Below are 13,270 nucleotides of genomic sequence, written 5' to 3'. Positions count from 1 at the left end.
ATGACCAGTCTCCAGGCCCCCGCCCCCCGGGTGGCCGCCGCACCCGCGCGCACCGCGCCCACCCGGCGACGACGGCTGCCACGCTCCGCGGCCTGGCTCTTCGCCGGGCCCACGGCCGTGCTCTTCATCCTCTTCTTCGCCTATCCGCTCGGCGCCAGCCTCTACCAGAGCTTCACCGCCCGCCGGGACGGCGCCACCGTCTGGGTCGGCCTGGACCAGTACCGGCGGATGCTGGACGACCCGGCCTTCCTGCACTCCCTGGTCAACACCGGGATGATCCTGGCCGTCCAGGTGCCCGTGATGATCGGCCTGGCGCTGGTGCTGGCCGTCCTGCTGAACCAGTCCTGGCTGCGCTTCCGGGCCGGCTGGCGGGCCGTCTTCTTCCTGCCCGCCGTCACCACGTTGGTCGCCTACGCCGTCGTCTTCCAGGTGCTGCTGCGCACCGACGGCGGCCTGGCCAACCAGTTCCTGCACGCCCTGGGCGCCGGCCCCGTCGACTGGCTCAACTCGCCCACCTGGGCCAGGATCTCGCTGATCGGCTCGGTCACCTGGCGCTGGACCGGCTACAACGCCGTCATCCTGCTCGCCGGCCTGCACGCCATCGGCCGGGACCAGTACGAGGCCGCCGCCCTCGACGGCGCGGGCACGCTGCGCACCTACACCAGCGTGATCCTGCCGCAGCTGCGGCCGGTGGTGCTGTTCTGCGTCATCACCTCCACCATCGGCACGCTCCAACTCTTCGACGAGAACTACGTGCTGACGCGCGGCGGCCCCGGCGACGCGACCCTCACCCCGGTGGTCTACCTGTACAAGGTCGGCTTCCAGCAGCTCGACTTCGGGTACGCGGCCGCGATCGCCTGGGTCGTGGTGCTGGTCATCGCCGCCGTCTCCCTCCTCCAGTTCCGGTTCTACGGAAGGGAACGCCGCCGATGAGCGCCACCTCCGCCCGCCCCCGGCCCGCCCGACCGGCGGCCGTCCGCCCACCGGTGGCCCGCCCGCCGGCCGCCCGGCTCGGCCGCGCCGCCGTCCTGGCCGTGCTCGCCCTCGGCGCCGTCGTCAGCCTGGTGCCGTTCGCCTGGATGCTGATCGCCAGCACCCACAGCAGCTCCGAACTCTTCCACTCCCCGCCGCCGTTCCTACCCGGCGGGGAACTGCTGCGCAACCTGGCGCACCTCCAGCAGAGCATCGGCTTCGGCCGGGTGCTGCTCAACAGCCTCGGCGTGGCCGTCGTCTACACCGCGCTGAGCTCCCTGCTGTCGGCCATGTGCGGCTACGGGCTGGCCAAGTACCGGTTCCGGGGTCGCGGGCTGCTGCTCGGGCTGGTGCTGGCGACCATGATGATCCCGCTCCAGGTGCTGCTCGTCCCGCTGTTCCAGATGATGGCCAGCGTCGGCTGGATCGACAGCTACCAGGCGGTCATCCTGCCCTTCCTGGCCAACTCCTTCGGCATCCTGCTGATGCGCCAGGGCTTCCTGGACTTCCCCGACGAACTCCTGGAGTCGGCGCGCATCGACGGCTCCGGCGAACTGCGCACCTTCTACCAGGTCGTCCTGCCGTGCGTGCGGCCGCAGTTGGGCGCGCTCGTGATCTTCACCTTCATGGGCCAGTGGAACAGCTTCATCTGGCCGCTGCTGATGCTCAACACCGAGGACAAGTACACCGTGCCGGTGGCGCTCAACACGCTGACCGGGCTGACCCGCGTCGACTACTCCGGCCTCATGCTCGGCTCCCTGCTGGCCACCCTCCCGCTGGTGCTGCTCTTCCTGGTGTTCCAGCGGCAGTTCGTGGCCGGCCTGCTCGGCGGAGCGCTGAAAGGATGACCCCCCGCATGACCTCCCGTACTCCTTCCCGCGCGGCCGCGCTGACCCGCGTGCCCGGCCTCCTCTACGGCGGGGACTGGAACCCCGAGCAGTGGTCCGAGGAGGTGTGGGCCGAGGACGTGAAGCTGATGGCCGAGGCCGGGGTCAACCTGGTCACCGTTGGGGTCTTCTCCTGGGCGCGGCTCCAACCAGCGGCCGACAGCTGGGACTTCGGCTGGCTGGACCGCCTCCTCGACCTCGTCCACGGCCATGGCATCGCCGTCGACCTGGCCACCGCCACCGCCTCGCCACCCGCCTGGCTGGTCCGCGCCCACCCCGAGCTGCTGCCCGTCACCGCCGACGGCGTCCGGCTGGAGTTCGGCTCGCGCCAGCACTACTGCCCCTCCTCCGCCGTCTACCGGGCCGCCGCCGCCCGGCTCACCCGGGCCCTCGCCGAGCGCTACCACGACCACCCCGCACTCGCCCTGTGGCACATCCACAACGAGTACGGCGACCACGTCCAGGAGTGCTTCTGCCCCGCGTCCGCCGCCGACTTCCGGCGCTGGCTGCGCGAGCGGCACGGCGACGTCGACGAGCTCAACCGGTCCTGGGGGACGGCGTTCTGGTCGCAGCGCTACGGCTCGTTCGACGAGATCGAACCACCGCGCGCCGCGCCGGGGCCGGTCAACCCGACCCAGCTGCTGGACTGGCGCCGGTTCTGCTCCGACGCGCTGCTGGCCCTGCACCGCACCGAGAAGGCCGTCCTCGACGAGGTCTCACCGGGCGTGCCGGTCACCACCAACTTCATGTCGATGCTCAAGTCGCTGGACTACTGGGAGTGGAGCCGCCACGAGGACCTCGTCTCCGACGACGCCTACCCCGACCCGGCCGACCCCCGCACACACGTCAACGCGGCCATGAACTACGACCTGATGCGCTCCCTCAAGGGCGGCAAGCCGTGGCTGCTGATGGAACAGGCCCCCTCGGCCGTCAGCTGGCGGCCCGTCAACCTGCCCAAACGGCCCGGCCTGTACCGGCTCTGGTCGCTCCAGGCGCTGGCCCGGGGCGCGGACGGCGTACTGCACTTCCAGTGGCGCGCCTCCGTCGCCGGGGCCGAGAAGTTCCACAGCGCGATGCTCCCGCACCGCGGCACCTCCTCGCGCGGCTGGCGGGAGACCGTCCGGTTCGGGGCAGAGCTGCGCCGGCTCGGCGAGATCGCGGGCAGCCGGATCCGCGGGCGGGCGGCCGTCCTGCTCGACTGGGACAGCTGGTGGGCGCTGGAGCTGGACGACCACCCCTCCGCGCGGATGCGCTGGCTCGACCTGCTCCGGCCCTGGTACGCGGCCCTCCACGACCGCGGCGTGACCGTCGACTTCGTCCCGCCCACCGGCGACCTCGACGGCTACCGGCTGCTGCTCGCCCCCAACCTGTACCTGCTCGACACCGCCACCGCCGCCCGGCTCACCGCCTTCGTCCAGGCGGGCGGCCACCTGGTCTGCGGCCCGTTCAGCGGCATCAGCGACCGGCACGACCACCTCCACCCCGGCGGCCACCCCGGGCCGCTGCGGCCGCTGTTCGGCCTCGTCGTGGACGAGCACTGGCCGATCCCCGACGGGGCCGCCACCACCGTCCGGCTCGATGACGGCGGGCCGGAGCTGCGGGCCGAGCACTGGAGCGAATGGATCGACACCGAGGGCGCCGAGACCGTCGCCCGCTACGCCTCCGGCGAGCTGGCGGGCCTGCCCGCCGTCACCCGGCACCGCCACGGCACCGGCAGCGCCTGGTACCTCGGCTGCCACCTCGGCGCGGACGTCGGCCGGGTGCTCGACCTGCCGCTCGCCGAAGCCGGGGTCGGCGCCGAACTGCCCGGCCTGCCGACCGGCGTCGAGGCCACCCGCCGCCGCGCCGCCGACGGCACCGACTACCTGTTCCTGCTCAACCACGGCCCCGCCGCATGCCGGGTGGCGCTGGACCGGCCCGGCACCGACCTGCTCACCGGCGCCGACACCGGCCGGGGCGTCACCCTCGCACCGCTCGGCGCCGCCATCGTCCGGGTTCCCGCAGCCGGCCCCGATCCGGCCTCCCCGTCCACGTCTCCGTCTCCGTCCACGCCCGCCGAGGAGCGCACATGACGCCGTTGTCCCGCCGCCGACTCCTGGCCGCCACCGCCGCCACCGGCACCGCCCTCGCCGTGGCGGGCGGCGTCGCACCGGCCGCCCACGCCGACGACCGGCAGGCCGCCCCGTCCGACCTGGCTGACCCGTCCGCCCTGTCCGACCTGTCCGACCGCTACGCCGACATCCTCGACCTGCACGGCACCCCCGCGCAGGCCTACCCCGGCGACGCCACCGGCAACAACCCGATCAACGTCTTCGCCGACCTCGGCGCCTGGCACGCCTACGCCCTGCCGCGCCCGCAGGACCCGCTCGGCGGCTTCACCGGCCCCCTCCACCTCGCCCAGGAATACCCGTGGTGGCTCAGCGACGGCCTCAACCGCCTCCAACTGACCGAGCAGGGAAGGATCCTGGACCTCGCCGCCGGCGGCGCCCCCCGGCTCACCTCGCTGCCCGGGCTGCTGCGCCAGTCCTACGACCTCGGCGGCCGCCTGGCGCTCACCCTCGAACTGCGCTTCGCCGGCAACCGCACCGCCCTGGTCAGGGCCCGGCTGGCCAACGGCGGCCCGGCCGAACGGACCCTCCAGGTCGCCTGGACCGGGACACTGCTGCGCCCGGCCACCGGCCCCCAGCACGACGCCCCCGCCCTGGTCGCCGCCGAGCGCGGCGTCGCCGTCCGGTTCGCCCGGGTACGGCAGACCTGGGACTACCTCACCGACGGCACCGAGCGCTTCGAGGTCCGCCACGCGGCGCCGGTCCGCACCACCGTCAGCGGCGACGGCCACCGCACCGAACTGGCCGGGCCTGTCCGGCTGGCCCCGGGCGCGGCCCGCACCCTGGACTGGGCCGAGAGCTACACCTTCACCGACGCCGAGCACTCCCGCGCCGTCGCCGAGGCGGACGCCGCGCTGCGCGCCCCCGACCGGGTCGCCGCGGCGGGCGCCGCCCGCTGGGCCGGGTACGTCACCCGGGCGACCGAGGGCGTCCCCGCCGCGCGCCGCCGGACGGCCGTCAAGTGCGTGCAGACCCTGGTCACCAACTGGCGCAGCCCGGCCGGGCGGATCCGGCACGACGCGGTCACGCCCACGCTCTCGTACAAGTGGTTCAGCGGGGTCTGGGCCTGGGACACCTGGAAGCAGGCCGCCGGCACCGCCGTCTTCGCCCCCGACCTGGCCGCCGACCAGATCCGGGCGATGTTCGACCACCAGATCCGGCCCGACTCCGCCGACCGCCCGCAGGACGCCGGGATGATCCCGGACTGCGTCTTCTACAACGACCCGAGCACCGGCGGCGGCAACTGGAACGAGCGCAACTCCAAGCCCCCGCTGGCCTCCTGGGCGGTCTGGGAGGTCTACCGTCGCGGCGGCGACCGGGCGTTCCTGCGCGAGCTGCTGCCCAAACTGACCGCCTACCAGGACTGGTGGTACCGCACCCGGGACCACGACGGCGAAGGCCTGTGCGAGTACGGCGCCACCGTCGACCCGGGCAACGCCGCCCCGGCGGACTGCCTGGCGGCGGCGGCCTGGGAGTCCGGCATGGACAACGCGCCGCGCTTCGACGCCGCCCTCGGCGCCGCCGTCGTCGCCAACCGCAGCGCGCAGGGCGCCCTGCTGGGTTGGTCGCTCACCCAGCGCTCCGTCGACCTGAACGCCTATCTGGCCGCCGACCACCGCGCCCTGGCCGCCATCGCCGCCGAACTCGGCGACCGCACCGCCGCCCAGCGGCTGCGCGGACGGGCCGAGGCGATCGACCGGGCCGTGCGCGACACCATGTTCGACCCGGCCACGGGCTGGTTCCACGACACCGACCTGGCCACCGGCGCCCGCCTCACCGCGCGCGGGCGCGGCATCGAGGGCGCGATCCCGCTCTGGTCCGGCACCGCCTCGCCCGCCCAGGCCCGCGCGGTCCGCAGGCTCCTGCTCGACCCGGCCGAGTTCGGCACCGCGCTGCCGTTCCCGACCGTCGCCCGCAGCTCGCCCTCCTTCGACCCGGCCGGGTACTGGCGCGGGCTGGCCTGGATCGACCAGACCTACTTCGCCATCGAAGGCCTGCGCCGGTCCGGCTGGAGCCAGGACGCCCGCCGGGCGACGGACCGGCTGCTGGCCGCGGCGGCCGGGCTCGGCGGGGACGGTCCGCTGCGGGAGAACTACGACCCGCTGACGGGGGAGGGGCGGAACTCGACCAACTTCAGCTGGTCCGCGGCCCTGCTCCTGCTGCTGCTCCGGATCTGACCGATTTGGCCCGGGCCTGCCACGTCCTGGCATGATCGGGGCATGGTCGAACGAGTCATTGCAGCGTGTGACGGAGCAGCCAAGGGCAACCCCGGTCCGGCGGCCTGGGCCTATGTGGTGGCGGACGCCGCTGGGGTGCCCCAGCGCTGGCAGGCCGGTCCGCTCGGGCACAGCACCAACAACGTGGGCGAGCTGACGGCGCTGGAGCAGCTGCTGGCGTCGACGGATCCGGCCGTCCCGCTGGAGGTCCGGCTCGACAGCACGTACACCCGCGACGCGGTGACCAAGTGGCTGGTCGGCTGGAAGCGCAACGGGTGGAAGACCGCCGCCGGCAAGCCGGTCGCCAACCGCGAGCTGATCCAGCACATCGACGAGCTCCTGACCGGGCGGGACGTCACCTTCGTGTACGTCCCCGCCCACCAGGTGAACGGCGACCCGCTGAACGCCATCGCCGACAAGGCCGCCAGCGACGCCGCCCGGTGGCAGCAGGCCGCGGGCGGAACCGCCGCCGACCTCCCCGAGCCGGACCCGGCCCGGACCACCCCGGCGCGGGCCGCCCGCCCGGCCTCCTCGTCGGCGGGCTCGTCGGCCGGTTCGTCGGCCAGCTCGTCCACGGCGAAGAAGCGCTCCTCGGGCGGTTCGCGGACCCTGGCCGCCCGCTTCCCCGGCACCTGCCCCTGCACCCGCCCCTACGCCAAGGGCGACACCATCACCAAGGTGGGCAGCAGCTGGGGGCACCCGGAGTGCGCGGGCGCCCACGCGTAGGACCTGTCCGACGCCGGACGGGCCGACACCGGCCCGTCCGGCCCGCCCTGGTCGAACTCACCCCCGGGGTGGAGCCGGGTGGAGCCGGGTGGAGAAGCGCCCCGGGTGAATTCTCCACCCCCGCGCCGAGGCTGACGGAACCTCACCAGTCCTAGCGTCGGACGCATGACCCGACCTACCGGCCGCACCACGGCCCGCGCCGGCGGCGCGCTGCTCACCGCCGCCCTCCTGCTCGCCGCACCACTCGCGCCGACCGCCGTCGCGGCCCCGGCGGCGCAACTCGCCTGGGGGTCCTGCCCCGCGCCGACCCCGAACGCCAACGGGGTGCCGTTCACCCGTGACCCGCGCCAGCAGTGCGCGACCCTGCGGGTGCCGCGGGACTACCACGACCCGGCCGAGGGCACGATCACCCTCACCGTCTCCCGGCTGCGCACCGCCGACCCCGCCCACCGGCGCGGCACCCTGGCCGTGGTGCCGGGCGGGCCGGGCGGCTCCGGACTCGACTACCCGGGCGAGATGGCGAAGCTGCTGCCGCCGGACGTCCTGCGCTCGTACGACCTGATCGGCTTCGACGAGCGGGGGGTGGGCAACAGCGCCCCGGTCCACTGCGACCTGTCCGCCGCCGAGCGGGACGCCCAGCTCAACTACCCCTTCCCCGGCCCCGACGGCTCGATCACCGCCAACCTCGACCAGGCCCGGCGGGTGGCCGACGGCTGCGCGGCCGCGAGCGGCGGCTACCTGGCCGACGTGACCACCGCCAACTCGGCCCGCGACCTGGACCGGATCCGGGCCGCCCTGGGCCTGCCCCGGATCTCCTACCTGGGCAGCTCGTACGGCACCTACCTCGGCCAGGTCTACGCCACCCTCTTCCCCTCGCACACCGACCGCGTGGTGCTGGACAGCACGGTGCCGCCGGGCGGGCTGGAGCAGGGGTTCAGGCTGTTCAGCGAAGGCTTCGCCGACTCCTTCCCGGCCCTGGCCCGCTTCGTCGCCGCCCAGGACGCCACCCTGCACCTCGGCGCCACCCCCGAGGCGGTCCGGGCGAGCTACCTCCGGCTGGCCGGCGAGGTCGACCGCGACCCGCTGCCGCTGTCGGGCGGCCGGCTGCTCACCGGCGGCGGCCTGCGCAGCGTCGTCTACGCCTCGCTGGTCAAGCCGAGCTACTACCCCCTCGGCGCGCGGGTCCTGCAACTGGCCGAGGAACGCGACACGACTCCGGCCCAGGCCCAGGCCCCGACGCCGGAGGGCGCGACGGTCGCCGCCGGGCCGACGGGCGCGGGCACCGGCGGATCGGGTGGCAACCCGCTGCCGCAGGTCATCCCCGACAACTTCCTCGCGGCCCAGTTCGCGGTGATCTGCGGCGACTCGGCCTGGCCCCGCGACCCGGCCGTCTACGCCGCCCGCACCGCCGCCGACCGGGCCCGGTACCCGCTCACCAACGGCATGAGCGGCAACGTCTGGCCGTGCGCCTTCTGGCACTACGGCCCGAAGGAACCGCCGGTCCGGGCCGACCCGGACGGCCCGCGCAACATCCTGATGCTGCAGAACCGGTACGACCCCGACACCACCTACAACGGCGCCCGGCAGACCCAGCGCGCCTTCGGGCACCGGGCGGCGATGGTCACCTTCGACACGACCGCGCACGGCGTCGACTTCACCGACCCCCGGGTGCTCGCGCCGTTCACCGCCTTCCTGCTCGGTGGCCGGCTCCCGAGCTGAGCAGACGGCCGGCCGGGGCCCCGACCCGGGCCCCGGCCGTCCGTCCGTCCGTCCGCTCAGGGCTTGGCGAGCCCGCTGCGGGCACCGTTCTCGGTCCGGACCGTGAGGGCGGTCGGCGCGGGCAGGTGTTCCTGGGGGTCCGGCGGGTAGAACTGCCGGGCCCAGTGCCGCAGGGCGCCGATCGGCCCGTCGCCGGGGGCGAGCCGGGGCGGTGACAGGTACTTCTTGGTGGACCAGATCGGGAAGTCGGCCGCCGTGAACTCGCAGCTCCGCTTGAACATCGGGCCCGCCAGCAGGCTCGACAGCGACCGGCTGACCGCCCTGCCGACCGCGGGCGGCAGCCGGGACGGCTCGTCGAAGGAGAACCGGCTCGCCTGCCGGAACTGCATCCGGCCGGGCGCGACCATGGTGGCCATCACCAGTGAGCACATCTTCAGGCCGAGGGCCGGGGTGTGCACGTCGGTGTGCAGGCAGGCGAGGCCGTAACCGTCGACCTCGATCTCGACCTGGCGCCGGCCCAGCAGCGGGAAGTCCTCCTGCACCCGCATCGAGACGTGGAAGCGCGTGCCGTCCCAGTCGATCGGGGCCGCCAACTCGCCGCTCGGCCAGCCGTGCAGGGTGACGAAGTGGCCCAGGTCCACCGCGTTCTCCATGACGTCCTGGGCGTAGCCGGCCATCTCCCAGGCGGCGTGCCGGGGCGGCTGGTGCCCGAGCGTGTGCCACGACGGGATCTCCCAGTCCGGTTGCCGGCCGTCGTGGTGGCGCCAGACGAAGACGGCGTCGTTCACCTCGCGGACCGGAAGCTGCGCCAGGGAGGCCTTCGGCGGCGCGGAGCCGTACCCGGTCCGCACGCACCGGCCGTCCGGGTCGAAGGCGAAGCGGTGGAAGGGGCAGACCAGGTCGTCGCCCTCCACCTCGGCGAGGCCGAGGTGGGCTCCCAGGTGCGGGCAGTACGGGCGGATCGCGCGGATCCGCCCGCTCCGCAGCCGGTACAGCACGACGTCCTCCCCGGCCAGCCGCCGGGTGAGCACCGTGCCGGGCTTGAGCTCGTCGGAAAAGCCGACCGAGGCCCACCCGTCCGGGTACGGCAGGCCCGGCGGCAGCGCGACGTCGCCCGCGGTCGGGCCCTCACCGATGGGCTGGACGTGCTTTAAGGACTCGCGCATGAACTCTCCTCCTGGCCCGCCAGGCTCCGATCTCGGCAGCTCAGCCGGCCCTCCCGGGCGATTCGTCTCCGAACGGAACGCCCCGCATGCTAGCCGCAGACCGATGGGGCCCGCACGAACAACATGGCTGATGCCAAAGAAGTCTGATGATTCATCAGAAAATCTCCGATGCGACCTTCGACGGCCGGACGGCTGAGCGATTCCCGGCCGGGCCGATCCACCGCACCGCCGTGCAGCCTGCCCGGCGTCGGCGCGCAGGCGGGGTGCGAAGACACGCCCTGGACTTCGGGACGGCGGCAAACGCGGTGAGGGGTGCGCGAGTTGACACGGATCCTGGTCATCGGCGGCGGCACCAGCTAACGATCCGCCGCTTCGACGGCGCTCAGCGGGGCCGCCAGGTCCTCCAGGCTGCGCCGTTCCGCCCGTACGCCGATCGCGGCCTCGACCAGCCCCGCGGCCGTCATCAGGGCCGCCCCGATGCAGAACGCGAGCGTGGTGTCGGAGACCTTCCCGCTGCTCACCAGGCCGTTGAAGAGCAGCGGGCCGCTGATGCCGCCGACCGCCGTGCCGACGGCGTAGAAGAAGGCGATGCACATCGCCCTGGTCTCCAGCGGGAAGATCTCGCTGACCGTCAGGTAGGCCGCACTCGCCCCCGCCGAGGCCAGGAACAGCACGGCCGTCCAGCAGGCCGTCATGCCGGCCGCGCTCAGCGCGCCCTGCTGGAACAGCGCGGCGGTGCCGAACAGCAGGAGGCCGGAGCCGATGTACGTGCCGGCGATCATCGGCACCCGCCCGACCGAGTCGAAGAGGTGGCCCAGGAGCAGCGGGCCGAGGAAGTTGCCGACCGCGATGACCGCGAAGTAGTAGCCGGTGTCGCCCTCCGGCACGTCGAAGTAGAGGGTCAGGATGACCGCGTAGCCGAAGGTCACGGCGTTGTACAGGAACGCCTGTCCGATGAAGAGCGCGAGGCCGAGCACCGTGCGGCGCGGGTAGCGGCTGATCACGGTGCGGGCGAGCGTGACGAACCCGAGCGGGGCGCGCTCGCGGATCAGGATCGGCCGGTCGGTGACGGCCGGAAGCGGTCGGCCGGTCTCCCGCTCCACGACCCGCTCGGCCTCGGCCACCACCTCCTCGGCCTCCGGCGCCCGCCCGTGGGTGAACAGCCAGCGCGGGCTCTCCGGGACGTGCCGGCGGACGAGCAGGATCACCAGGCCCAGCACGACACCGATCCCGAAGGCGAGCCGCCAGCCCACGTCGGTGGCGAACAGCGCGGTGTTCAGCAGTGCGACGGAGGCGAAGGCGCCGAGCGCGGCGCCGATCCAGAAGCTGCCGTTGATGATCAGGTCGACCCGGCCGCGCACCCGGGCCGGGATCAGCTCGTCGATCGCCGAGTTGATCGCCGCGTACTCGCCGCCGATGCCGAACCCGGTGAAGAAGCGGCAGAGGAAGAAGAACCAGGCCGTCCAGGACAGCGAGGTCACGGCGGTCGCCGCCAGGTAGACGGCGAGCGTCACCATGAAGAGCTTCTTGCGCCCGAGCCGGTCGGTCAGCCAGCCGAAGAACAGCGCGCCGGAGCAGGCGCCCGCCACGTACACGGCGGCCGCGATCGTCGTCACCTGGGTCGTCGAGATGGCGATGCCGCTGCCGGGCTGCGCGAGCCTGGCCGCCATGTTGCCGACGATCGTCACCTCGAGGCCGTCCAGGATCCAGACGGTGCCCAGGCCGATCACGATCCGCCAGTGCCAGCGGGACCACGGCAGCCGGTCCAGCCGGGCCGGCACGTTGGTCTCGATGACCCCGGTTCCGGCGGACCCGGACCCGGACCCGGCCCCGGGGGCCGCACCGTCGTGCGGGTTCCGCGCGGATGACTTCGCCGGATCGGCCATGCGGGGCTCCTTCGCTCGCCGTATCGAGACGCCCCGTCTGCCCGCTTTCCGCAGGATCGAACGCGGGCGTCCTCTTCGCTACGCTCGGTGAGCTTCGACGCTCCCTCCGTCATCATCCCCCGGGGGCGGAGGAGCCGCCCGGGGAGGCGCTGCTCCTGGCGGGCTACTGCTCGACGTACTTGCGCAGTACCTGCTGGTAGTCCGCGAACTCTGGCTCGGTGTGCAGCTTGGAGACGTCCTTCTTCAGGTAGACCATGCTGGGGCAGCTGGGTTTGGCGCTGCCCAGCAGCTGCTCGGTGCCGACCTTCCTCCCCGTCCTGGCCTCGTACACGGTCACCTCGTACCTGCCGCGGTAGAGCTTGAGGGTGTCCGAGGTGAACTTGCAGTCGGTGAGGAACTCGCCCTCGTCGGGTGAGCCCAGGCAGGCGATCAGCTGGACGCGGTACGGGTCCAGGCGGGTCCCGCTCCAGTAGTCCGGCGAGCCGGCGGCGGGGGAGGCGGGGTGCGAGGAGCCGGACTCGCTGACGGTGAACATCGCGACCGGGTGCGGTCCGGCGCCGGTGTGCTCGGCGGTCTTGGGGAAGTACTTGCGCGCGATGTTGGAAGCGCAGCCGGCGTCGAGGTCGGAGATCCGGCTGAGTGCCTTGTCGCTCGCCTTCGGCTCGAAGATCACCCAGTACACGCCGTACCCGAGGAATCCGACCATCGCCAGCGCGACCACCCGTGCGGCGATCGTCCGTCCCTTGCGCCGGCCGGGTGTCAACTGCCGTGCGGCGCCGGTGGCGGCGCGCTTCCTGGTCGCCACGGCGTAGGCGAGGAAGAGGATCGGGGACGCCGCCACCACGGCGAACAGCACGCCGATCGGGGCGTTTCCGCCGTTGAACGCGATCATCGAGAAGACCACCGAGATTGCGGCGAGCAGGACTATCAGCTTGGCCATGAACATGCCCTCCCACGGGTCGACAGCAGCCGCGAGACTACCGCTGCCGGGGTGGGGCGCGGGCGCCCGGACCCGGTCCGGACGCGCTCCTGGGGCCCGCCGCTGTCGCCGCGCCGGTGTTCCGCCGGAATTCCACCCGCATTTCCGCACCAGCGGTGATTTTCTTCCCCGCCGCTTTCCGGAGCTCTTTCGAAGTCGATTTCCGGAGGTGGTGGAGAGGAGGTCGAGAGGTGCTGGAAAGGGCTTTCCGGCGGGGGTGCGGTGTGTTGTGGTGGGGTGGTGGTGGAGCCGGTCCGCACCTCCGTGGCGGACCGGACCGGCCGGACAGCCGCTGGTGGGCGGCGTAGACGCTCGCGCATGGATGTGAGTGCGGTGGCTATGGTTCGCCGACTCGGGGTGGATTTGAATGGTGCCATGACGACGAACCGGCCGGGCTCGCAGAGCGGTAGGGGCCCGCGGATCGCGTCGGACCTCCCGATCGCCGCCGGCGCCTTCGGGACGTCGGTTCCGTCAGTTTCCTCCGTCTCTCCGAATGAGGTGCTCGTGATGGCTCGTAAGGGTGTTGTGGATCTTCCGGTCGGTGCTGGTGTGGTGCTGGTGGTGGGTGGGACGGGTAAGACCGGTCGGCGGGTGGCGGATCGGTTGGCGGG

At 73.3% G+C, this 13,270-nt stretch carries 10 protein-coding genes; 7 read left to right on the top strand and 3 right to left on the bottom strand.

Features of this window, described 5'->3' with window-relative positions; genetic code table 11:
- The 6 genes from AB0P03_RS31025 (at position 1) to AB0P03_RS31000 (ending at position 8,628) form a co-directional block, all read left to right on the top strand.
- Entirely contained in the window at positions 1-933 is a 933-nt protein-coding gene (locus tag AB0P03_RS31025) for a sugar ABC transporter permease (protein ID WP_363631992.1), read from the top strand.
- Positions 930-1,820 (top strand): carbohydrate ABC transporter permease, encoded by an 891-nt coding sequence (locus AB0P03_RS31020; protein WP_363631990.1) that lies wholly within the window; start codon positions 930-932, stop codon positions 1,818-1,820. The genes AB0P03_RS31025 and AB0P03_RS31020 overlap by 4 nt, the downstream gene beginning before the upstream one ends.
- A gap of 8 nt (positions 1,821-1,828) precedes the next feature.
- Positions 1,829-3,931, top strand: a complete 2,103-nt coding sequence (locus AB0P03_RS31015) for a beta-galactosidase (protein WP_363631988.1) — start codon at positions 1,829-1,831, stop codon at positions 3,929-3,931.
- Positions 3,928-6,144 carry a trehalase family glycosidase gene (locus AB0P03_RS31010; RefSeq protein WP_363631987.1) on the top strand — a complete coding sequence of 739 codons (2,217 nt, stop codon included), beginning with the start codon at positions 3,928-3,930 and terminating at the stop codon, positions 6,142-6,144. Before AB0P03_RS31015 ends, AB0P03_RS31010 begins: the two co-directional genes overlap by 4 nt.
- A 42-nt stretch (positions 6,145-6,186) precedes the next feature.
- On the top strand, positions 6,187-6,909 hold the full coding sequence (locus AB0P03_RS31005) for a ribonuclease H (protein ID WP_363631985.1): 723 nt from the start codon (positions 6,187-6,189) through the stop codon (positions 6,907-6,909).
- 165 nt (positions 6,910-7,074) lie between these two features.
- Positions 7,075-8,628, top strand: coding sequence for an alpha/beta fold hydrolase (locus tag AB0P03_RS31000; RefSeq protein ID WP_363631983.1), 1,554 nt, complete (start codon positions 7,075-7,077; stop codon positions 8,626-8,628).
- A 56-nt stretch (positions 8,629-8,684) separates the two neighbouring features.
- Here the strand turns inward: AB0P03_RS31000 and AB0P03_RS30995 are convergent, their stop codons facing one another.
- The 3 genes from AB0P03_RS30995 to AB0P03_RS30985 all read right to left on the bottom strand — a co-directional run bounded on the left by AB0P03_RS30995 (position 8,685) and on the right by AB0P03_RS30985 (position 12,620).
- Positions 8,685-9,794, bottom strand: coding sequence for a Rieske 2Fe-2S domain-containing protein (locus AB0P03_RS30995; protein WP_363586397.1), 1,110 nt, complete (start codon positions 9,792-9,794; stop codon positions 8,685-8,687).
- Between the two features lie 356 nt (positions 9,795-10,150).
- A complete protein-coding gene (locus AB0P03_RS30990; RefSeq protein WP_363586398.1) occupies positions 10,151-11,680 on the bottom strand; it encodes an MFS transporter in 1,530 nt (509 codons plus the stop codon).
- Positions 11,681-11,843: 163 nt separating this feature from the next.
- Positions 11,844-12,620, bottom strand: coding sequence for a hypothetical protein (locus AB0P03_RS30985; protein WP_363586399.1), 777 nt, complete (start codon positions 12,618-12,620; stop codon positions 11,844-11,846).
- 414 nt (positions 12,621-13,034) lie between these two features.
- Here AB0P03_RS30985 and AB0P03_RS30980 point away from each other — a divergent pair.
- The coding region (locus AB0P03_RS30980; protein ID WP_363631982.1) for a hypothetical protein at positions 13,035-13,270 on the top strand (236 nt) is incomplete at its 3' end.

Source organism: Kitasatospora sp. NPDC088779 (assembly GCF_040685395.1).
Lineage (GTDB): Bacteria > Actinomycetota > Actinomycetes > Streptomycetales > Streptomycetaceae > Kitasatospora.
This window is presented reverse-complemented; position numbering and strand designations above follow the sequence as displayed.

Coding starts and splice junctions, on each gene's coding strand:
- AB0P03_RS31010 (WP_363631987.1), top strand. CDS start 3,928: ATGACGCCGTTGTCCCGCCGCCGACTCCTGGCCGCCACCGCCGCCACC.
- AB0P03_RS30995 (WP_363586397.1), bottom strand. CDS start 9,794: ATGCGCGAGTCCTTAAAGCACGTCCAGCCCATCGGTGAGGGCCCGACC.
- AB0P03_RS30990 (WP_363586398.1), bottom strand. CDS start 11,680: ATGGCCGATCCGGCGAAGTCATCCGCGCGGAACCCGCACGACGGTGCG.
- AB0P03_RS31015 (WP_363631988.1), top strand. CDS start 1,829: ATGACCTCCCGTACTCCTTCCCGCGCGGCCGCGCTGACCCGCGTGCCC.
- AB0P03_RS31000 (WP_363631983.1), top strand. CDS start 7,075: ATGACCCGACCTACCGGCCGCACCACGGCCCGCGCCGGCGGCGCGCTG.
- AB0P03_RS31025 (WP_363631992.1), top strand. CDS start 1: ATGACCAGTCTCCAGGCCCCCGCCCCCCGGGTGGCCGCCGCACCCGCG.
- AB0P03_RS30985 (WP_363586399.1), bottom strand. CDS start 12,620: ATGGCCAAGCTGATAGTCCTGCTCGCCGCAATCTCGGTGGTCTTCTCG.
- AB0P03_RS31005 (WP_363631985.1), top strand. CDS start 6,187: ATGGTCGAACGAGTCATTGCAGCGTGTGACGGAGCAGCCAAGGGCAAC.
- AB0P03_RS31020 (WP_363631990.1), top strand. CDS start 930: ATGAGCGCCACCTCCGCCCGCCCCCGGCCCGCCCGACCGGCGGCCGTC.